Source organism: Brevibacillus sp. M2.1A (genome assembly GCF_013284355.2).
Lineage (GTDB): Bacteria > Bacillota > Bacilli > Brevibacillales > Brevibacillaceae > Brevibacillus.
Genome location: NZ_JABSUY020000002.1, coordinates 1 through 21,845, shown reverse-complemented (window position 1 = coordinate 21,845; position 21,845 = coordinate 1). Strand labels below are relative to the sequence as shown.

Below are 21,845 nucleotides of genomic sequence, written 5' to 3'. Positions count from 1 at the left end.
TTTGTAGAGCGTGGGAGGAGTATCATGAGAAAGAGAATCCTGCTAGCACTCGTAATCACTGGGCTTGTAGTCGGTACTGTGCTCCCGACAAATGTGAGCTTGGCAGCGCCTAGTAAGGCCTCTTTGGACAAGATTAATCGAGAGCTAAAAGAGATCCAAAAGAAGAAGAAAAGCCAGCAGCAGCAGATGAAGAAGACAGAAGAACAGATCAATGTCGTGCAAAAAGAGAAAAAGGGCTTGGAAACGCAATTGATGCAAATCGATTTGCGTCGCAACGATACACAGAAAAAGCTGGACAAGCTTGAGCAGCAAATGGATGAAACCAAGGAAAAAGCAGCAAACGCGCAGGATAAACTGGATGAGGCAAAAGATCGCGTAGCGAAAAGGGATGCCTTGCTCAGAACACGTGTGACTTCCATGTATGAACGCGGTACGGTCTCCTATTTGGATGTCCTTCTCGGTTCCTCTGACTTTGGGGACTTTTTGACGCGTATGCAGGCCTTGCAGCTTATTTTAGAGCAGGACACGCGTATTTTAGAGGATAACATTCGCGATAAGGAAACCATCGAGACTAAAAAGAAAGAAATTGATCATCAACTGACTGTGTACGCCGGGATGTTCGATGAGGCTGAGGAGCTCAAAGTCGAATTGGACAAGCAGTACAAGCAAAGTATGGTGGTCAAGGCTGAACTGGAAAAGAAAGAATCTGCTCTTGAAGTGGATTTGGAGCAGTATGGACAGGAGCTTTTGACTATCACCAAACAAGAGTCAGCCAAATACGCGGAGCGAGTACGTGCAATGAGCGCATCCAGTACAGGGTACAAGGGTGGGAAGTTTGCCTTGCCTGTTGCAAGCGGACAATTTCGCTTCACTTCGGGCTTCGGAATGCGGTCAGACCCGTTTACAGGCCGCTCGGCTGGGCATAATGGTGTAGATATGGCAGCACGGAAGGGAACGCCAATTTTGGCTGCGGCTGACGGAATCGTTCTCTTTGCAGGATATAACGGCGGCTTCGGGAATACAGTAATGATCAAGCATAACGCGGAATATACCACTCTGTACGGTCATATTCGCGAGGGAGGTATCAAGGTTTCTGTTGGGCAATCCGTATCGAGAGGTCAAAAGATCGCAGAGGTAGGATCAACAGGTCGCTCAACCGGAAATCACGTACACTTTACCGTCTATAAAAACGACGTAGCAGTTAATCCAATGCCGTACTTGAAGTAGACCCTCGTGCGACCAGACAAATATTGTGATCGGAACATGCATACACTAGCAGCATATCTTTTTCCGGTAGCACAAAGGATGGTGACGTAACAGTGAGATGGAAAGGACGTACCGTAATCGCGCTTGTACTCATCTCGATGGTAGCCAGTAGTTTTATTACGATGGCGATCATGAAGACATCGGCTAGCGCCAGTTCGAGTCAAGGTGGTGCTTTAACAGCATCCAGCATGGCGCTGTTTTCTGGGAGCGGAGATTATCCGAAAGAGTTCCAGAAGCTGTACGAGGCGTTTTCAGCAATCAAGAAAGATTACATCCAAAATGTCACCAACGAGCAGTTAGTAGAGGGTGCAATTGGCGGAATGGTCGGGTCGCTAGAAGATCCGTACAGTGATTATATGGACCCTCGTTCTGCTGAGGAGTTCACATCTACCCTACACTCGACTTTCCAAGGGATCGGGACAGAGGTAACGATGCAAAATGGTCGGGTAACGGTTGTTTCGCCATTCAAAAACTCTCCAGCGGAGCGTGCAGGGCTGCGGCCAAACGACCAAATTTTGAGCGTAAATGATGAATCCCTTGAAGGATTGGACCTGCATCAGGCAGTGACGAAGATTCGTGGTCCAAAAGGAACGAAGGCGGTTCTCAAAGTAGTGAGAGCCGGGGTGCCAGAGCCTCTTACCATCGTGTGTGTGCGTGACGATATCCCGATTGAGACGGTAAACAGTCAGATTATCGAGAAGAACGGTGTTAAAGTAGGGATGATCAACATTACCCAATTCTCTACAGACACGGCTAAGCACTTCAAAGAACAGCTGGCTGCTCTCGAGCAGAAGGGGATTGGCGGTCTGGTAATTGACGTTCGAGGCAATCCGGGCGGATATTTGTTAGCTGTGAAAGAAATCGGAGAAATCCTCGTGCCGAAAAAAGGCAAGATCGTGCAGATCGAGTATGGAAATGGCGGACAGCAAAAAGAAGAGTATTTCTCGACTACAGAAGCTGGCAAGCCTTATCCAATCTCGGTACTGATTAATGGCGGAAGCGCCAGTGCATCGGAGATTCTGGCGGGTGCTCTGCGGGATAGCGGAAACTACAAGCTGGTTGGTGAGAAGACCTTTGGTAAAGGAACCGTTCAGAGCACTATGGAAATGAACGACAAGAGCCAATTGAAGCTGACGATTGCCAAGTGGGTCACACCGAGTGGTGAATGGGTCCATAAAAAAGGCATTAAGCCAGACTTTGAAGTCAAGCAACCAGACTATTTCAATGCAACTCTGTTGCCAGCAGATAAAGTATTGCAGCGCGACATGGCTGGTACTGATGTGAAAAACCTGCAGCTCATCCTGAAGGGCTTGAATCTGTCTCCAGGACGAGAAGATGGCTATTTTGATGAAAAGACAGAGGAAGCAATCAAGCAGTTCCAAACCTCCAACAAACTTGAGGTAACTGGCAAAGTAGATGCGAAGACACGCTCTTCGCTGGAAGAAAGTCTCCGTAAAACGATGACGAAGCCAGAGAATGACCTGCAATTGCAAAAAGCTCTGGATGTAGTCACGGGCAAGTAATGAATAATCAAGAAAATGGAAGCAGGTAAATACCTTCTATCCGTAGAAATGATAACCACGGCAAATCAAATGCCGTGGTTTTTCTTTCTTTTAGTTGAGGTGAGGCAATTGGCGATACAGGCAGATATGCTTACCATTGCATATGGCTTTGCCGCATTTTTTATCAATCCTGTCTTCTATCTCTTTCTGGTGTTTATTTATTTGCATTATCGCAGACAGATGAACCTGGAAAGACAGCTTTTTTCTGCACGCATTCAGTCCCCTTTGCTCTCGACGATACGGGCTGTAGGGATGGGCTTGGTGGGAGGCTTGCTGATTTCTCTTCTTAGTGCAGGACTCGGCGTGGTCGTGCAAGCACAGGATTTGTGGATACTATGGGGATTGGCGCTCATCTTGGCGCTGATTCGTTTACGGTTTCTCTGTTTTGCATATGCTGCAGGGGTATTGGCGATTTTACACGCGATCACACTGGTCATTCCACCGGTTACGGATGTTCCTGGATTGAGCTATGTCTGGGAATTGATTCATCAAGCGAAACCTTTGCCGTTGCTTGCGTTAGTTGCGGTTATGCATCTGATTGAAGCGATGCTCGTACGCTGGAATGGCGGGCGGGATGCTTCTCCGCTGTTTGTAGAAGGGCAACGTGGTCGGATCGTGGGTGCCTATTTGCTTCATTCTTTTTGGCTGACGCCAGTCGTGCTGTTCGTACAGATGGAGCCAAGTGCTATCAGTGGCGCGTTGTATCCAGGGTGGCCGTTCTTTTCACCGGAAGTCGCTTCTTTCGGATTGATGCTTTTGCCAACAGTGACCGGATTCTCTGACATGACGCAAACGATGACTCCGTATAGAAAAGCAACGCAGGTTGCGAAAAATTTGACGCTGTATGCGATTATTTTGTTGGGGTTGTGTGCTCTGGTAGTATGGTTTTATCCGTTGATCTTGCTGGCTGCGATCTTTGCACTATTCGGTCATGAGGCGCTGTTTTTCTGGAGTCAGTATCAAGAAAGAAAGCGTTCGCCTTATTTCATCCAGTCTTCGCGTGGTGTAAAAGTGATGGGTGTCATTCCGGGTACGAGAGCAGAGGAGATCGGTATCACGCCTGGTGAGATTATCGTGAAAGTAAATGGCATTGCGGTGCGGGAAAAAGAAGATCTGTATCCAGCGCTACAAGCCAATCCTGCCTTTTGCAAAATGGAAGTACTCACGCGTGAAGGTGAGCTGAAGTTCGTACAGTGTGCGGTCTATGCGGGCAATCATCACCAACTGGGGATCATTGTGGTTCCGGATGCAAATACCCGTGCATTTGTTGATTTGAAACGCTCCAGTGTAGTCGAGCTGATCAAGCAAAAGCTGGAGAAACTGAATGTTGGAGCTTAAGGATAGTGGGGAGAAGGTATGCAGACAAACATGCATACCTTCTTTTTTTCGAGAAAAGCTTGTCCATTCGGAAACTTACTGGTGGCTGTTGCGTCTCAATGTAGGAGGAAAAAAAAGGGAGTGGGGTCGGTGTTCAAGGTAAAAAGAACGGTCTCGTGGTATTTGTCGGGTACATTAGCTGCTGCCACGGTTTTTGCCGCACCCTTATCAGGAGCTGGCGCAACGACTTCTGTGACCGTAGCACAGGCACAATCAGTTGTGGCTGTGCCGATGCATGTGACCAAAGGTGTCCAAAAGCTAGTCAAACTTTTACCGGAGTTGTCTTCGCGTTATGTCGTTTACGGTGGCGATGTGGATGGACCTGGTGTGAGCGGGGTGGCGGTCACGTTTGCGCTGTCTGCGGCTGAGGCTGAATCGTCCATGGATGATGCGATTTTTGACGGACAAACAGGTGAGCTGCTCAGACTGAATCTTACCCCGAAAGCAGCAACAAAGCCTGCCTACCCGACTGAGCAGCAGGCAAAAGCACGTGCGCTGGCTTTTGTCGCTGGATTGCAGGGAACTGCCACAGGAAATGCTTACCAAGCAAGAGAGGTTTTTAAAAATAAGGACCTATTGACGGTTCGGTTGGTGCGAGTCCTGAATAATGTGGTGCTCGATGACGATTATGATTGTCTCGTCAGTTTTGATGCCTCGGGAAGAATCGTTTGGTTTTCTACGTTTGATGGCAGGCTATACGAAAAAGTAAGTCCCTCTTCACTCCCATCTCCGCAGCGCATCATCTCCCCCGAACAAGCTGTTCGAAAGTGGCAAGAAAGCCGTCCATTGGAGCTCGTTTATTTATTGCCCATTCATAATCAAAGCGATCAGGTAGAAGCAAAGCTCGCTTATGTCCTGAAAAATGGAATTATCACGCAACAACATACAGGTAGTGCATTGGATGCCTTTAGTGGCAAACGATTGGTCACAACGAATTCCCGAGCGACAACCAACCCCTCTCAGATCATCAATGTGACCGGAACAGGTGAGAGGTGGGTAGCGCAAACAGAGACGCAAGCGCGTGATTTGTTACGCATGTTGTTTAGAATCGAAACAGAAAAGCTGCCGCTGTCCATCTACGAGGCGAGTTACGATGATGGTCCAGCCCTTCGTTATTTCATATGGGGAAATTTTGGTGAAGGGGTTCCCGATGCTGACAAGATATCTCGAATGGCTACCTTTCCTGAGGGAAGCAATAACGGCGAGCAGCATCATCTACTCGTGACAGATGCAAAGACTGGTGAACTGCTTGAATTTTCCACAAAGGTGAACAATCCACAATGGTCTAATGTGAAAACGGATAAGAAGCGGGATCGGATGGAAGCGGATAAGCTTTTGAAAAGACTGGCTCCGTCTGGAAGCAATCAGATCCAAATAACGGAGGATGGAGATGAAAGGTACACCTCGATCATAGCTGATCCCCTTGTAAACGGCATTCCAGTTTATGGGGTCAATCAAAGTGTGGAGAACGGGATGTATACGATTCAGATCGATTCATGGACGGGTACATGGGAGCAGGTGAGCATAAACAAACCGGCCAGTGTCAAATACCCGGCCCGTTCCCAAGCCCTTAAAGAACAAGTGGCCATGACCCGATTACTGCAAACCTATCCACTTGAGCTGACCTATATCCACCAGCCAGATTATAAGAAAGGCACGATTACATGGAAGCTCGGCTATGACCTTTCGTTTCGCCAAACTCGCTCGCATTGCTTCTGCGGGGGAGAATTTAAAGTAGATGATACGTTTTATGTGGATGCGATAACCGGAAAAGTGATCGTAAACGAATAGGTATTTGTAAAAGAAAAAGCCGCCTTCTCCGATTTCGAAGATGTGCGGCTTTTTGTATAGGTTCTAGGCAGTTGCTTCGAATCCTGTGATTTGATTGAGAGCAACTTTCTTATCATCCTGGAGGACGAATTCGACGACTCCGTTTTTCATGCTGACAGCCTTAACTACTCCGGTAAGAGGAGTAGTGCTAGTGGTGCCATCCGGATTCGTTTGAGACTGGTTGTACGTGATGTTGTAGCCGATCATTTGCGCGTAGGCAAGGGAGTTGCCCATTGTTCTGTTTTCAGGTTTCACCGTCATGCCTACGATTTCTTCGGCTTTTACGGTTGATCCATTATCCAGTTGGAATTGTGCGGTACCGTTTTTGGTGGTAAAACCAGTGATGACGCCATTCAAGATTTCATCAACTTTGGAAATGTCGTTTTTGGTATCTGGATTGCCATCCCGGTCGACTTCCTTTGTTACTTTATAGGAAATCTCACGACCGATCATTTCCATGTACTTCACGCTGTTGTCGAGCGTATTGCCGGCCAGACCTTGCGATTCCAATCCGGAGACGTCTGCCAGCGGAATCGGCGTCGATTCGCCTGCAATACGGAAGTAGATTTTGCCTTGATCCATGTAGACGGCATCAAGTACGCCTTCTTTCTTCTCCGTCTTGGTTTCTCCCGTCATCTCGTCTTTTGTAGTAAGGGAATACGAGGCAGTACGACCTACCAGCTTTTCATACTTTTCCAAAGTGACCATGCTGTTGTTCGATTGCTCCATCAGCGTGGTCATTTTTGTGATTTTTTCTACCATGGTCAGCATACTTGTTTGTTGGATGAACTGAGAGTTGTCCATGGGGGACATAGGGTCTTGATGCTTTAACTGCTCCAGCATGAGCTTCATAAAGGCATTTTGGTCGAGCTCTGTGGAGAATTCTTTTTTGCCTTTATAGCTCATATGCGGTTGTATATAAGGGTTATTTTTGACGGTTGTTCCGGTATCTGACATGTCAATCCTCCCTGAAGGTGGCGAGTGTATCTGCGTATGTTTGTGCTTCCTTCATCTTATATCGGAAAAATTGGTGGAAAGATGAAGACAAACGTTTGTTCGAATTTTGGGCTTAAACTAGCCGGAATTGTGTTATAATGGAAGTAGAAACAGTCATGCTATGAGGAGATGAACGAGGGAATGGAGCGTTTTGAATTGGTATCGGAGTTTCAACCGTCCGGTGACCAGCCGACTGCCATTGCCGAGCTGGTGGCAGGGTTAAAGGCTGGCAAGCGACACCAGACATTGCTGGGTGCGACGGGAACGGGAAAGACTTATACGGCTGCCCAGGTAATTGCTCAGGTGAACAGGCCGACACTCGTGATGGCTCACAACAAAACTCTGGCCGCTCAGCTGTGTGCAGAGTTTAAGGAGTTTTTCCCGAACAACGCGGTGGAATACTTCGTCAGCTACTACGATTACTATCAACCCGAAGCATACATTCCCCAATCGGATACGTTTATTGAAAAAGACTCGAGCATCAACGAGGAGATCGACAAGCTCCGTCACTCGGCTACCAGTGCGCTGTTTGAACGCCGAGACGTGATCATCGTTGCCTCCGTCTCCTGCATTTACGGATTGGGTTCGCCGGAAGAGTATCGCGAACTGCTCTTGTCTTTGCGTGTTGGCATGGAAAAAGGACGGGACGAGATTTTGCATCGGCTGGTCGATATCCAGTACACACGCAACGATATCAACTTTACACGTGGTACGTTCCGCGTGCGGGGTGACGTGGTGGAGATTTTTCCTGCTTCACAGAGTGAGCAGGCGATTCGCGTAGAGTTTTTCGGAGATGAAATTGAGCGGATTACTTCGATTGACGTACTGACCGGGGAGATTTTGGGACAGCGTGATCACATTGCCATTTTCCCTGCCTCTCACTACGTGACGCGCGAGGAGAAAATGAAGCTGGCTATCCAAAGCATCGAGGCCGAACTGGAAGAAAGACTGAAAGAATTCCGTGATGCGGGCAAGCTTCTGGAAGCACAGCGACTGGAGCAACGCACACGGTACGATATTGAGATGATGATGGAGATGGGCTTTTGCTCCGGTATTGAAAACTACTCACGTCATCTGACGGGACTTCCTGCCGGGCATGCTCCGTATACCTTGCTGGATTACTTCCCAGAAGATTTTATCGTCATGATGGATGAGTCGCATATGACCTTGCCGCAGGTTCGGGGGATGTATAACGGTGACCGCGCACGAAAGGATGTACTCGTCGATCACGGATTCCGTCTGCCTTCTGCACGCGATAACCGCCCACTCAAGTTCGAAGAGTTTGAAGGAAAGCTGAAACAAGCGATTTACATTTCAGCTACGCCTGGTCCTTATGAGCTGGAGCACAGCCCGGAAATGGTGCAGCAGGTGATTCGTCCGACAGGCTTGATTGACCCAACAGTTACGGTACGTCCGATCAAAGGACAGATTGACGATTTGATTGGCGAGATTCAGGCTACGATTGCAAAAAATGAGCGAGTTCTCGTCACGACTCTGACGAAGAAAATGTCTGAGGATTTGACGGACTATCTGAAAGAAATCGGAATCAAGGTCCGCTATCTTCACTCGGATATTAAAACGATTGAGCGGATGCAGATTTTACGTTCGTTGCGTTTGGGCGAGTTTGACGTGCTTGTCGGGATCAACCTCTTGCGGGAAGGTCTAGACCTGCCGGAGGTATCGCTTGTGGCGATTTTGGATGCAGACAAGGAAGGGTTCCTGCGCAATGAGCGCTCGCTGATTCAGACGATCGGTCGGGCTGCGCGGAACGCAGAGGGACGCGTTATCATGTACGCGGACAAAATGACAGATTCGATGGCTTCTGCGATTCGAGAGACAGAACGTCGTCGTTCCATTCAGATGGCGTACAATGAAGAGCACGGCATCACGCCGCAAACCGTGAAAAAGTCCGTCCGCGACGTGATCGAGGCGACCAAGGTAGCGGAGGAAAAAGCGGATTATTTGCCACATGCAGACTTCAAAAAAATGCCGAAGAAGGATCGCGTAGCTGTCATAGAGCGTATGGAAGAAGAAATGAAGGAAGCGGCACGCAACCTCATGTTCGAGCGTGCGGCCGAATTGCGTGATTTGATTCTCGAGCTGAAGGCGGAACTCTAAGGAGAGGTTTTTTTCATGCCATTAGAACATATTGTCGTAAAGGGTGCACGTGCCCACAATTTAAAAAATGTTGATGTAGTCATTCCGAGGGACAAATTCGTCGTTCTGACGGGTTTGTCTGGCTCGGGTAAGTCATCGCTTGCTTTTGACACAATTTACGCAGAGGGGCAACGACGCTATGTCGAGTCTCTGTCTGCATACGCCCGTCAATTTCTTGGGCAGATGGACAAGCCGGACGTGGACTCGATTGAGGGACTTTCCCCTGCGATCTCGATTGACCAGAAAACGACGAGCCGCAACCCTCGTTCCACGGTAGGGACGGTTACGGAAATCTACGACTATTTGCGCCTTTTGTATGCGCGTGTAGGTAGAGCGGTTTGCCCGGAGCATGGTATCGAGATCCAATCCCAGACCATCGAACAAATGGTCGATCGACTGATGGAGTATCCTGAGCGCACGAAAATGCAGATTCTAGCTCCCATGGTGCAAGGTCGCAAGGGAGAGCACGTCAAGCTGTTGGAGGACATCCGCAAGCAAGGCTTTGTCCGCGTGCGGGTCAATGGTGAAATTACCGATTTGTCCGAAGATATCAAGCTGGAAAAGAACAAGAAGCATAACATTGAGGTTGTCGTTGACCGGATCGTTGTGAAGCCGGATGTGCAGGCGCGTCTGGCAGACTCCTTGGAAACGGCACTTCGCTTAGCAGATGGCAAGGTCATCGTCGATGTGATGGAGCAAGAAGAGCTGCTGTTCAGTGAAAAACATGCTTGCCCGGTGTGCGGATTCTCCATCGGAGAGCTGGAGCCGCGGATTTTCTCCTTCAACAGCCCGTTTGGTGCCTGCTCGGAGTGCGACGGATTGGGTGTCAAACTGGAGGTAGACCCGGATATGGTCGTTCCTGATGCGACGAAGACGCTCAATGACGGGGCGATTGGCGCATGGGAGCCGAAGACTTCGACTTACTATCAACAATTATTGGAATCAGCTTGCCGCCACTTTAACATTCGGATGGATGTACCTTATGAAGAGCTTACGGCAGCGCACCGACAAATCTTGATGTACGGTAGTGAAGGCGAAAAAATTCACTTCCGCTATGAGAACGAGTTTGGGCAAGTGCGCGAGGCGGTCGTACCGTTCGAGGGTGTCGTCATCAACCTGCAACGACGTCATCTGGAGACCAGCTCGGATTACATCCGCGAGCAAATCGAAGGCTTCATGAGCCAGAAGGCGTGCCCTGTCTGCAAAGGTCAACGTTTGCGTCAGGAGAGCTTGGCGGTAAAGGTAGGGGAGCGCAGTATTTCCGAGCTGACTACGCTGTCGATTCTCGATGCGCATCAATTTGTCGATGGACTGGAACTGACAGAGCGGGAAACAAAGATCGCGAACCTGATCGTAAAAGAAATCAAGGCACGACTGAACTTCTTGATTGATGTCGGACTGGATTACTTGACGCTGAGCCGTGCGGCGGGAACACTGTCAGGGGGAGAAGCGCAACGGATTCGACTGGCTACGCAGATCGGTTCTAGTCTGATGGGCGTTCTCTACATTTTAGATGAGCCGAGTATCGGACTGCATCAGAGGGATAACGCGCGTCTGATCAAGACACTGGAGCATATGACCAAGCTGGGGAATACATTGATCGTCGTCGAGCATGACGAGGATACGATGATGGCCTGCGATTATATTATTGATATTGGACCAGGAGCTGGCATACATGGCGGTCAGATCGTAGCGGCAGGAACTCCGGAAGAAGTCATGAAGGACCCTAACTCTTTGACGGGTGCCTATTTAAGCGGGCGCAAATTCATCCCTGTTCCGATGGAGCGTCGCAAGCCTTCGGACAAATGGATCAAGATTGAGGGCGCGAAGGAAAACAACCTGAAAAACGTCACTGCGAAGCTTCCTCTAGGCGTTTTTGTTGCCGTAACAGGTGTATCTGGCTCAGGAAAAAGTACGCTGATCAATGAAATTTTGCAAAAGACATTGGCTCGCGATTTGAATAAGGCAAAGGTGAAGCCTGGGGAGCATCGCCGCATCCTGGGACTGGAGCATCTGGATAAGGTGATCGACATCGACCAATCTCCAATTGGACGTACACCACGTTCCAATCCGGCGACATATACAGGTGTCTTTGACGATATTCGCGACCTGTTTGCTTCCACTAATGAAGCCAAAGTTCGCGGCTATAAAAAAGGTCGCTTCAGCTTTAACGTCAAGGGCGGCCGTTGTGAAGCATGCAGCGGTGACGGGATTATTAAAATCGAGATGCACTTTTTGCCGGATGTGTATGTGCCTTGCGAAGTTTGCCACGGCAAGCGTTACAACCGCGAGACGCTTGATGTGAAGTACAAAGGCAAGAGCATTGCGGATGTTTTGGAAATGACGATCGAGGATGGGGTAGAATTTTTCCGCAATCTGCCGAAGATCGAGCGCAAGCTGCAGACCATCGTAGACGTGGGGCTGGGATATATGAAGCTTGGGCAGCCTGCTACCACGCTCTCTGGCGGGGAAGCACAACGCGTCAAGCTAGCCTCTGAGCTATATCGACGCAGCACAGGACGTACCCTGTACATCTTGGATGAACCGACAACCGGTCTGCATACAGACGATATCGATCGTTTGCTAAAAGTACTGCAACGATTGGTGGATAACGGCGATACAGTGCTGGTCATCGAGCATAATCTGGATGTCATCAAAACGGTTGATTACATCGTAGATTTGGGGCCTGAGGGTGGTACCCGTGGCGGAGAAATTGTCGGTACGGGAACACCGGAAGAAGTGGCAAAAATGGAAGGATCTTATACGGGTATCTATTTGAAGCCGATTTTGGAACGCGATAGAGAACGGACGAATGCCAAGCTAGAACAATTCGTTGCGAAGTAATCGAGAGGCTGCCTCCCTGAATCAGGGGGGCATCTTTGCTTGGTGAAAGCTAAGGGGGAGGAAAAGATGGATTACGTGAAAGATTCTCTTGCCGCACTGCCTGCCGATCTGGTGGCAGAAGCACAGAAGCGCTTTGATGGACAAGATCCTGCACACGATTGGCAGCATAATTTGCGTGTGATGGCGATGTGTGAGCGGATTGGTAGCGAGGAAGGAGCGGATATGGAAGTACTGCGCCTCGCTGCTTTGCTGCATGACATCGGGAGAGCAGAAGAACGGCAAACAGGAGAGTGCCATGCCGAAATTAGCGCAAGACTAGCAGGGGAATGGCTCTCCGAGCGCGGTATGACGGAAGCATTCATCTCGCGTGTACAGTCTGCAATTCTCGCCCATCGTTTTCGTAAAGAACGTCCTCCACATACCTTGGAAGAAAAGGTCTTGTTTGATGCAGACAAGCTGGATTCGATTGGGGCTATTGGAGTAGCTCGGGTTTTTGCTTATACTGGGGTTATTGGGCAACCCATACAATCGGATGACCCCAATCAGCATACACCTTATAAGGAATACACTTGGAAGCTGCAGCGCATCAAAGACAAGCTTTTCACCCAGACTGCCCAGAAAATCGCCGAAGACAGGCATCGATTCATGACAACGTTTTTTGAGCAATGGGAATGGGAAGTAACGGGGATTCGTTAATCGTTGCGCGAAGGCTAGACTGTACAGGGGGAATGCACCATGAGCCGCTGGATAATCAAAATGCTTTTAAATGGGGCTGCGCTGCTTTTGATCAGCAATTGGTTCCATTCCATTTATGTCGCGAATTTCACAGTAGCATTATGGGCTACGTTGATTTTGGGGATGGTGAACACAGTGATTCGGCCGATTCTGCTGTTTTTTACTTTTCCCTTGCAAGTATTGACGATCGGCTTGTTCTGGTTTGTCATTAATGCCGTGACGTTTGCGTTGACTGCCTACTTTATTGATGGATTTGAAGTGGGGCCATGGCCTGACAACATTGGCACTGTCATCGTGGCAGCAGCACTGATGAGTATTTTTGGCTACCTCATTGAAGTTGTGGTAGGGATGAAAAGAGAAAAGAGGTAGTATGTGCGAAAAAGCCCCGTATTCTCTCAAAAGAGTCGCGGGGTTTTTGCCTAATAAGGATGCTCGGTCTTATTAGGTTGTCGTAAGCACAGAGGTTTCGATACAATAGAGACACAACCATAGGGACGGAAAATCCCATGTGAGGGGGAAGCTTCATGCGTAAGACGAATGTGAGCCATTTAGTGGACCATTTCAATATGACGATCTTGAGCGGGGAAGAGGGCTTGGGGCGTGAGATTACTGTTACGGATTTGAGTCGTCCGGGCCTGCAGTTAGCCGGTTACTATTCGTATTATGCGCAAGAGCGGATTCAATTGTTCGGCTTGACGGAAATCAACTTTTTTCAAACGCTGACTCCAGAGGAACGGCTGGAACGGATGAATTTTCTCATGCAAAGTCAGGTTCCCTGCTTCTGTGTGACCCGTAATCAAATGGTGCCGGAGGAGATGATTGACGTTTCCAATCGGTTGGGGGTACCTGTACTTCAGTCCCCGCTGGCAACGACTACGCTAGTCGGGAAAGTAACCAACTTCCTGGAGAATCGTCTTGCACCAACGACGACGATACACGGGGTACTCACAGACATTTACGGGGTCGGCGTTTTGATTATGGGATCGAGCGGGATCGGGAAGAGTGAGGCTGCACTTGAGCTAGTAAAGCGCGGACACCGACTCGTAGCAGATGACGCAGTAGAGATTAAGCAGACACAGGGCGGGCAGCTAAGCGGTAGTGCCCCTGAGCTGATTCAGCATCTTTTGGAGATCCGCGGCGTGGGAATTATCAACATTATGACGATGTTTGGGGCAGGTGCTGTGCGCAATGTGAAAAACATCGAGATGGTTGTTCAGCTAGAGCTGTGGGAGCCTCATAAAATGTACGAGCGGTTGGGGCTCGATGAGGAAACATTGAAGATCATGGATACCGAGATTCCGATTATTACCGTTCCTGTTCGACCAGGACGAAATTTGGCAGTCATCATTGAGGTTGCAGCGATGAATTTCCGTTTGAAACGGATGGGTTACAACGCAGCGATGCACTTCACACGGAAACAGTCGAATGCCATTTTAGAAGATGCCGATTCTGACTTGTAGGAGAAAGAGACGCATATGAGGAAGACAACACGTTATCCCGTAAATGGGGTAAACCCGCTTTGGCACATGTATCGAACGGTAAGCTTCTGGAAAGTCATGAAAAATTTTATTGTCATCCAACTCTCCAGGTATACGCCGATCGTTTCGTGGAAGAACTGGATGTACCGCACATTTTTGCGTATGGAAGTAGGACAGCATAGTGCGGTTGCGTTGATGGTAATGATGGATATCATGTTTCCCGAGAAAATCAAGATCGGTCGTAATTGCGTGATCGGGTACAATACGACCATACTTGCCCATGAATATTTAATTGATGAATACCGTTTGGGAGAAGTGATTATTGAAGATGCTGTCCTGGTGGGGGCCAACACTACCATTTTGCCGGGAGTAACGATTGGCAAAGGGGCCATTGTCGCCGCGGGAACGGTTGTTCATAAAGATGTCCCGCCTGGCGCCTTTGTAGGTGGGAATCCCATGCAACTCATTCGAACGAAAGCTTCAGAGGAAGAAGAAGGCATGTAGCGTCTCTTCCCTTGTGATCAGCCGTCAGGTGTTTATCCTGGCGGTTTTTTGTTTTGTGTTAAATTTTCCGACTATTCTTATCTTGGTTGACCTAAGATTCTCGACGTGGTAATCTTCTTCATAACACTTTAGTTTGTTACCATATTAGCAGAGTAAAGCGAATGTGATGGAGGGAACAAGGATGGCAAAACCCTTGGGATTCGAAAAGCCGCTCGGGATGCGGGACATACTGCCGGAATCGCTGGCGAAACAACGGCACTTGGAGCGGGAGCTGCGGCAGTGTATCGAGAGGTGGGGCTATGACGAAATTTCCACGCCCTCTCTGGAATACTTCGATACGGTAGGAGCAGCAAGTGCGACACTGACAGACCGGATGTTTCGCCTTCTGGATAAACAAGGTCACACGGTAGTTCTGCGTCCGGATATGACAACGCCAATTGCAAGGGTTGTTTCCTCCCTTTATAAAGATGTTCCATTGCCAATACGGTTGTATTACCAGGCAAATGTGTTTCGGGCACAAGAAAAGGAAGCGGGGCGGAATGCAGAGTTTTCTCAAACCGGGATTGAACTGATCGGAGATGCGTCTGTCGATGCGGATGCGGAAGCCATTGCCCTTGCTGTCTTTTGCTTGCGGGCAGCGGGTGTGGAAACGTTTCGTATTGCCATTGGGCATGTCGATTTCGTAGACGGTCTTTTGGAGGAGGAGATTGAGGATGAGCCTATTCGCAATCAATTCCGCCAGTTTTTGTACGAGCGGGACTTCGTTGGCTTCCGGCAACTACTTGCGACAGTAGACATTCCGACAGAGGCAAAAAGCCGATTGGAAGCCTTGCTGCGGCTGCAAGGGGGAAAAGGGAAAATCGAAGTAGCCCGTGATTTGGCAGGCAACGGAAAAGCAGGGAGGGCAGTCGAGACGATTGCTTCCTTGTGGGAATCGTTAGAAGCCTACGGGGTGACGGAAGATTTGTTGATCGATTTCAATCTGATCATCAATTTGAACTACTATACAGGGGTCGTTTTTGAAGGATACGCGGCAGATTTGGGCTCCCCGCTATTGGGCGGAGGACGCTACGATCAATTGCTCTCCCAATTTGGGCGGGCTGCATCCGCCACAGGCTTTGCGATCAAGATGGATCGGCTACTTCAGGTCACTCCATCCGTAAAAAGGCAAGCACCTACCCGCGTATTGCTCGTTTACACGGAAGATTGCCGCAGCGACGCTTTGGCAGAGGCACAGCAATTGCGTGAGGACGGGCTCGTAGTAGTGACACGTCTCGTCTCCAAAATAGATGAGAAACAGGTTGGACAAGAAGCGGGATTTACCAAAGTCATTTGCATAACACAACAGGAGGAGTAGGAGATGGCACTCACGAGAAACGATCAAAAGCTGACGATCGCCATGCCAAAAGGGCGGATTTTTGAAGAGGCTGTCCACTTCCTCCAACAGGCTGGCTTGCAGGTCACTGCAGATCTACAAGATTCACGCAAACTGATCATCCCTGTGGAAAATGCCAAGCTTGAATTCATTATGGCGAAGCCTACCGATGTTCCTACTTATGTCGAGTATGGGGTGGCTGACGTTGGCGTGGTTGGCAAGGATGTTTTATTGGAAGAAGAACGAGATGTTTACGAGCTGTTGGATTTGCATATCGGCTATTGTCGCATGATGGTAGCGGGTCTGCCAGACTGGAAGCCGACGGAAGCTCCTCGTGTTGCGACGAAATATCCGAAGATTGCGTCACGTTATTTTCGTGAGCGGGGACAGCAGGTTGAGGTAATCAAGCTGAATGGTTCAGTAGAGCTTGCACCGATGATTGGGCTGGCTGATCGTATTGTGGATATTGTTTCGACAGGTAGGACATTGCGGGAAAATGGCTTGGTCGAATTGGAGAGCATTTGTGAAATTACGACGAGGCTCATTGCTAATCGAGCCAGCTATCGGATGAAAAGTGAAGCAGTGGATGAGATCGCCGGAAAATTTTTAGAGGTCATTCCTCACGGGAACTAGAGAAAAAGGGGAGACAGCTATGCGTATCATGTCAGCCAGTCAGTATGACGGGAAACGATCGGTAGACGCAGGAACGAGAGAACAGCAAGAAGCGGTGAAGGCGATCCTCACCTCGGTTCGCCAGCAAGGAGACGAAGCGCTGCGCTATTACACGGAGCGATTTGATCGTGTGCTACTACAAAACTTCCGTGTGAGCGAGAGCGAGTTTGCTGAAGCAAGTGAGCTCGTGTCTCCACAAGTAAAGGCGGCATTGACGGAAGCAGCCGAAAATATTCGGGTGTTTCATGAGCGGCAAGTGCGTCAGTCCTGGTTTACCACCAAAGAAAGTGGCACATTGCTAGGCCAACTAATACGTCCATTGCAGCGCGTAGGTCTGTATGTTCCAGGCGGAACGGCAGCTTATCCTTCCAGTGTTTTGATGAATGCTATCCCTGCCAAAATTGCAGGTGTTCCTGAAGTAGTCATTACAACACCTCCAGGAGCGGATGGGAAAATCAATCCGGCGATACTCGTTGCAGCTCAAATTGCAGGAGTAAGTGAGATATACAAGGTAGGCGGAGCGCAGGCGATTGCGGCATTGACCTATGGGACGGAGCAAATCAAAGCGGTTGATAAAATCGTTGGTCCCGGTAATATTTTCGTGGCACTGGCAAAGCGAGAAGTTTTCGGATTGGTCAGTATCGACATGGTGGCAGGGCCCAGTGAAATTGCGGTGATCGCAGATGAGACGGCCAACCCGCGTTACGTCGCGGCAGACCTTCTTTCTCAAGCCGAGCATGATCCAATGTCAGCCGCTATATTGGTTACGACATCGCAAGCGTTGGCGGAGCAGGTATCACAGGAAGTCGAGCGACAGCTTGCCGATCTTCCACGCAAATCAATTGCAGAAACGGCGATACGCGACTACGGTGTTATTTTACTCGTCGACGATTTGGACGAAGGTTTTGCCGTAATCAACCGCATCGCCCCCGAGCATTTGGAAATCATGATAGCCGAGCCGTTTGAGCGTCTCGGAAAAGTGGAAAATGCAGGTGCAATTTTCCTCGGCCCATACAGCTCAGAGCCAGTCGGAGATTATTTTGCCGGAACCAATCATGTGATTCCTACGAATGGAACGGCGCGTTTTTCCTCGCCATTATCCGTCGATGATTTTATTAAGAAGTCGAGTGTTGTTTCCTACAGCAAACGAGATTTGCGGGAAAATGGACATAAAATTGTGGCGCTGGCAGAGCAGGAAGGATTGTCTGGACACGGTCGAGCGATCCTTGCGCGATTGCAAGATTTTGAGACAGAAGAGCAGGAGAGTGAAAAGAGATGAGTGAAGGGAAACAACGTGCAGCACAGATCGAACGCAATACGAATGAGACGCAGATCGCGCTTTCCTTTGGTGTAGACGGCGCGGGTGAGAGCAAGCAAAACTCGGGTGTTCCATTTTTAGATCATATGCTTGACCTGTTTACCCGCCATGGACATTTTGACCTGACTGTAAAGGCAAAGGGGGATATCGAAATCGACTATCACCACACGGTGGAGGATATCGGGATTTGTCTTGGGCATGCTCTACGGGAAGCGTTGGGAGACAAAAAAGGCATCAAGCGTTATGGAAATGCGTTTGTCCCGATGGATGACGCACTCGCGCAGGTCGTCATTGATATCAGTAACCGTCCTCATCTGGAATATCGCGCTACGTACCCTACGAATATGGTTGGTCAGTTTCCGACGGAGCTGGTGCACGAGTTTTTATGGAAGCTCGCACTGGAGGCGCGGATCAATCTACATGTGATTCTGCACTACGGTCACAATACGCACCACATGATCGAGGCGATTTTCAAAGCGCTGGGCCGTGCACTGGATGAAGCGACGACGATCGATCCGCGTGTAAAAGGGGTCCCGTCAACAAAAGGGGTTTTGTAACATGATCGGCATCATCGATTACGGCATGGGGAATCTGTACAGCCTGAGCAAGGCGTTGGAAAGATTGGGCTATTCGTACGAATTCGTCTCTCAAGCAGAGCGTCTGCAAGAATATAGCGGAGTGATTTTGCCGGGAGTCGGGGCGTTCGGGGATGCTATCGTCAACATACGTGAGCTTGGATTAGAGCAAGCGATCAAGGGATACGCAGCAACAGGTCGCCCGATCTTGGGCATTTGTCTCGGCATGCAGCTTTTATTTGAGAAAAGTGCAGAGCATGGCGAGCATACAGGCTTGGGATTACTTGGTGGTGAGGTCGTTCGTTTTCGCGGGGATTACAAGGTTCCGCACATGGGCTGGAATCAATTGATAATAAAGCAAAAGCAACCGTTACTAAACGGTGTACAGGATGGCGATTACGTCTATTTTGTCCATTCGTATCATGTCTTGTGCCAGTCTGATGTCTTGCTCGCGACGAGTGACTATCACCAGGAGGTCACAGCTATTGTGAATCGTGACAACGTATACGGTATGCAGTTTCACCCGGAAAAGAGCGGAGAGACAGGAATGCTGCTGCTACGTAATTTTGCCGTTCAATGTGAGGGGGTTTTGACATGAGCTTTATCGTTTATCCGGCGATCGATATTCGCGGGGGCAAGTGTGTTCGACTTTTCCAAGGAGATTACGGTCAAGAGACAGTGTACGCTGATTCACCGCTCGCGATGGCGAAACGATGGGTAGAGCAAGGTGCGTCCTGGGTCCATCTCGTAGATTTGGATGGGGCAAAGGAAGGCAAGCCTGCCAATGCAGCGCTCATCAAGGAGATAGCGCGCTCGATCCCTGTACCCGTGCAGGTTGGAGGCGGCATTCGAACAGAAGAGCAGATTGCGGACTATTTGGAAGCAGGTGTCGCGCGAGTGATCGTCGGGACTGCTGCTATCGAAGACGAGCCTTTTACGAAGCGAATTCTTCAAAACGATGGAGACAAGATTGCGATAGGTCTGGACTGCCGGAATGGGCTGGTGGCTACCAGAGGTTGGTTGACCACGACAGATGTGCAAGCAACGGAGCTTGCCAAGCGGTTGGTTACGTATGGCGCGGAGACGTTTATTTACACCGATATCGCTCGTGATGGCACGATGACAGGACCCAATGTAGAAGAAATTGCAGCCTTGGCGATGGCTACAGGAAAATCGGTGATAGCTTCGGGAGGTGTCAGTCAACTGGACGACTTGTTGACACTGGCTACCCATGCTTCGGACGGAGTCTCTGGCGCCATTGTTGGCAAAGCACTCTACACGGACGCTTTTACATTGGAAGAGGCGCTCCAGCGTATGGAGGAGCGTGAATCGCATGCTGGCTAAACGAATCATCCCGTGTCTCGATGTAAAAGACGGACGGGTAGTAAAAGGTGTGCAGTTCGTGGGACTGCGCGATGCAGGCGACCCGGTTGAACTGGCAAAAAAGTATAGCGACGAGAGAGCAGACGAGCTGATCTTTCTCGATATTTCTGCGTCCCACGAAGGGCGCAAGACGATGGTAGATGTCATCGAAAAAACAGCCGCAAACATTACGATTCCTTTCACGGTTGGTGGCGGCATTAACAGCGTCGACGATATGAAAAGGATTTTGCGTGCAGGTGCGGACAAAATCTCGTTGAATACTGCGGCTGTTTTGCGTCCGGAATTAATCCGTGAGGGAGCGACGGTCTTTGGCTCACAATGTATCGTCGTGGCGATAGACGCAAGAAGTGTCGGGGAAGATCGCTGGGAAGTGTATACCCACGGTGGACGGAATGCGACGGGGAAGGACGTCATCCGCTGGGCGCAGGAAGCAGAAGCGCTCGGAGCGGGCGAAATCCTTTTGACCAGCATGGACGACGATGGAGAAAAGAAAGGCTTTGGACTCGGATTGACCAAGCGGGTATCAGAAGCGGTCGGAATTCCGGTCATTGCTTCTGGTGGAGCGGGCTCGAGGGAGCATTTTTACGATGTGCTGACGCAAGGAAAGGCAGACGCCGCGCTGGCCGCATCCATTTTTCACTATGACGAGACGTCGATTCAATCGGTTAAGGAGTATTTGCAAACCAAAGGAGTTGTCGTACGACCATGACAGGAGCAGGAGCATTTGCAGTAGATAAATTGCGTTTTGACGAAAAGGGTTTGATTCCTGTCATCGTGCAGGATGCCGGAAGCAAGACCGTTTTGACGCTTGCCTATATGAATGAAGAATCGCTACAAAAGTCATTGGCTACCAAAGAAACATGGTTTTGGAGTCGTTCCCGACAACAGTTGTGGCACAAGGGTGAGACCTCGGGTCATACACAGCGGATCGTCTCTATGCGGTATGATTGCGACGGAGATGCACTGGTCGTGATGGTCGAGCCGAATGGGCCTGCTTGTCATACGGGAGCATACAGCTGTTTCTCGCAGGAAGTTCTCACCGAGACAGATGATGAGTCAGTACAAGAAGATCGATTTGCGATCTTAAGTGAGCTGGAGGAACTAATTGCTGCGCGGGAGGCAGAACGCCCGGAAGGCTCCTACACCACCTACTTGTTCGAAAAAGGCGTAGACAAAATCCTGAAAAAGGTTGGGGAAGAGGCTGCCGAGGTCATTATTGCAGCGAAAAATCGAAGTCGTGAGGAGCTGCGATATGAGGCATCTGATCTGATCTTTCACTTGATGGTTTTGTTACGGGAGCAAAAGCTGCCGCTGGGTGAAGTGCTGACGGAGCTTCAGAGGCGTCGTTAACAAATAAAGTAATAACCACCTCTGTTTCCAGAGGCTCAGATCTTCGGGAACAATTGTCTTAGCGGTTATGGCATTGGCTGCTGCAACAGAAAGATTTTTGTTCGCTCATACTACGCTGGAGTAGGAATCTTGCAATATCATCTTAAGAAAAGAAACGGGTACGTAGTTCAAGCCTGAATATAGTAGAGGTATTTGATAGAAAGAGTGAGATGCTTTTCTCGCTCTTTTTCCTTTCGTATCGCGATATTTTAGCTGTTTCTCGTTTGCCGATAAAAAAACTTTTAAAATTACTCTTGATTTTGATTTTTATATATGATAGATTATTCCTTGTCGCCAAGAACGACGACAAAATACGAGAAAAGAAAACGAGATTCGATAAAAAACTTCTTGACTCGCAAATAGCGAACGTGATAAGATGTAAAA

General features: G+C 49.3%; 19 protein-coding genes. 18 read left to right on the top strand and 1 reads right to left on the bottom strand.

Annotated features, from left to right (window positions below):
• Nucleotides 1-24: 24 nt before the first annotated feature.
• The 4 genes from HP567_RS29330 to HP567_RS29315 all read left to right on the top strand — a co-directional run bounded on the left by HP567_RS29330 (nucleotide 25) and on the right by HP567_RS29315 (nucleotide 5,996).
• Nucleotides 25-1,227, top strand: a complete 1,203-nt coding sequence (locus HP567_RS29330; protein WP_173612227.1) for a murein hydrolase activator EnvC family protein — start codon at nucleotides 25-27, stop codon at nucleotides 1,225-1,227.
• A 92-nt stretch (nucleotides 1,228-1,319) separates the two neighbouring features.
• Nucleotides 1,320-2,789, top strand: a complete 1,470-nt coding sequence (locus HP567_RS29325; RefSeq protein WP_173612228.1) for a S41 family peptidase — start codon at nucleotides 1,320-1,322, stop codon at nucleotides 2,787-2,789.
• 15 nt (nucleotides 2,790-2,804) lie between these two features.
• Complete coding sequence (locus HP567_RS29320) at nucleotides 2,805-4,166, top strand: PDZ domain-containing protein (protein WP_173612229.1); 1,362 nt, start codon at nucleotides 2,805-2,807, stop codon at nucleotides 4,164-4,166.
• 120 nt (nucleotides 4,167-4,286) lie between these two features.
• Nucleotides 4,287-5,996, top strand: coding sequence for a hypothetical protein (locus tag HP567_RS29315; RefSeq protein WP_173612230.1), 1,710 nt, complete (start codon nucleotides 4,287-4,289; stop codon nucleotides 5,994-5,996).
• A gap of 63 nt (nucleotides 5,997-6,059) precedes the next feature.
• Here the strand turns inward: HP567_RS29315 and HP567_RS29310 are convergent, their stop codons facing one another.
• Nucleotides 6,060-6,992, bottom strand: a complete 933-nt coding sequence (locus tag HP567_RS29310; RefSeq protein ID WP_173612231.1) for a flagellar hook assembly protein FlgD — start codon at nucleotides 6,990-6,992, stop codon at nucleotides 6,060-6,062.
• A 180-nt stretch (nucleotides 6,993-7,172) separates the two neighbouring features.
• On the opposite strand from HP567_RS29310, the gene uvrB reads away from it, so the two are divergent.
• The 14 genes from uvrB (at nucleotide 7,173) to hisIE (ending at nucleotide 21,422) form a co-directional block, all read left to right on the top strand.
• Entirely contained in the window at nucleotides 7,173-9,149 is a 1,977-nt protein-coding gene (gene uvrB, locus HP567_RS29305) for an excinuclease ABC subunit UvrB (protein ID WP_173612232.1), read from the top strand.
• A 15-nt stretch (nucleotides 9,150-9,164) separates the two neighbouring features.
• Nucleotides 9,165-12,032 carry an excinuclease ABC subunit UvrA gene (gene uvrA, locus HP567_RS29300; protein WP_173612233.1) on the top strand — a complete coding sequence of 956 codons (2,868 nt, stop codon included), beginning with the start codon at nucleotides 9,165-9,167 and terminating at the stop codon, nucleotides 12,030-12,032.
• A 66-nt stretch (nucleotides 12,033-12,098) separates the two neighbouring features.
• Complete coding sequence (locus HP567_RS29295; protein ID WP_173612234.1) at nucleotides 12,099-12,728, top strand: HD domain-containing protein; 630 nt, start codon at nucleotides 12,099-12,101, stop codon at nucleotides 12,726-12,728.
• Nucleotides 12,729-12,767: 39 nt separating this feature from the next.
• Nucleotides 12,768-13,136 carry a phage holin family protein gene (locus tag HP567_RS29290; protein WP_173612235.1) on the top strand — a complete coding sequence of 123 codons (369 nt, stop codon included), beginning with the start codon at nucleotides 12,768-12,770 and terminating at the stop codon, nucleotides 13,134-13,136.
• Between the two features lie 155 nt (nucleotides 13,137-13,291).
• Nucleotides 13,292-14,227 (top strand): HPr(Ser) kinase/phosphatase, encoded by a 936-nt coding sequence (hprK, locus tag HP567_RS29285; RefSeq protein ID WP_106785335.1) that lies wholly within the window; start codon nucleotides 13,292-13,294, stop codon nucleotides 14,225-14,227.
• 15 nt (nucleotides 14,228-14,242) lie between these two features.
• On the top strand, nucleotides 14,243-14,749 hold the full coding sequence (locus HP567_RS29280; RefSeq protein ID WP_173612236.1) for an acyltransferase: 507 nt from the start codon (nucleotides 14,243-14,245) through the stop codon (nucleotides 14,747-14,749).
• A 181-nt stretch (nucleotides 14,750-14,930) separates the two neighbouring features.
• Nucleotides 14,931-16,106, top strand: coding sequence for an ATP phosphoribosyltransferase regulatory subunit (locus HP567_RS29275; protein ID WP_173612237.1), 1,176 nt, complete (start codon nucleotides 14,931-14,933; stop codon nucleotides 16,104-16,106).
• A 3-nt stretch (nucleotides 16,107-16,109) separates the two neighbouring features.
• Complete coding sequence (hisG, locus tag HP567_RS29270; RefSeq protein WP_173612238.1) at nucleotides 16,110-16,757, top strand: ATP phosphoribosyltransferase; 648 nt, start codon at nucleotides 16,110-16,112, stop codon at nucleotides 16,755-16,757.
• A 19-nt stretch (nucleotides 16,758-16,776) separates the two neighbouring features.
• On the top strand, nucleotides 16,777-18,075 hold the full coding sequence (gene hisD, locus HP567_RS29265) for a histidinol dehydrogenase (protein WP_173612239.1): 1,299 nt from the start codon (nucleotides 16,777-16,779) through the stop codon (nucleotides 18,073-18,075).
• Nucleotides 18,072-18,671, top strand: a complete 600-nt coding sequence (gene hisB, locus HP567_RS29260) for an imidazoleglycerol-phosphate dehydratase HisB (protein WP_017252226.1) — start codon at nucleotides 18,072-18,074, stop codon at nucleotides 18,669-18,671. The genes hisD and hisB overlap by 4 nt, the downstream gene beginning before the upstream one ends.
• Nucleotide 18,672: 1 nt before the next feature.
• On the top strand, nucleotides 18,673-19,287 hold the full coding sequence (hisH, locus tag HP567_RS29255) for an imidazole glycerol phosphate synthase subunit HisH (RefSeq protein WP_173612240.1): 615 nt from the start codon (nucleotides 18,673-18,675) through the stop codon (nucleotides 19,285-19,287).
• Nucleotides 19,284-20,033, top strand: coding sequence for a 1-(5-phosphoribosyl)-5-[(5-phosphoribosylamino)methylideneamino]imidazole-4-carboxamide isomerase (gene hisA / locus HP567_RS29250; protein ID WP_173612241.1), 750 nt, complete (start codon nucleotides 19,284-19,286; stop codon nucleotides 20,031-20,033). Before hisH ends, hisA begins: the two co-directional genes overlap by 4 nt.
• Nucleotides 20,023-20,781 carry an imidazole glycerol phosphate synthase subunit HisF gene (gene hisF, locus HP567_RS29245; protein WP_173612242.1) on the top strand — a complete coding sequence of 253 codons (759 nt, stop codon included), beginning with the start codon at nucleotides 20,023-20,025 and terminating at the stop codon, nucleotides 20,779-20,781. The genes hisA and hisF overlap by 11 nt, the downstream gene beginning before the upstream one ends.
• Complete coding sequence (gene hisIE / locus HP567_RS29240) at nucleotides 20,778-21,422, top strand: bifunctional phosphoribosyl-AMP cyclohydrolase/phosphoribosyl-ATP diphosphatase HisIE (protein ID WP_173612243.1); 645 nt, start codon at nucleotides 20,778-20,780, stop codon at nucleotides 21,420-21,422. Before hisF ends, hisIE begins: the two co-directional genes overlap by 4 nt.
• Nucleotides 21,423-21,845 lie beyond the last annotated feature (423 nt).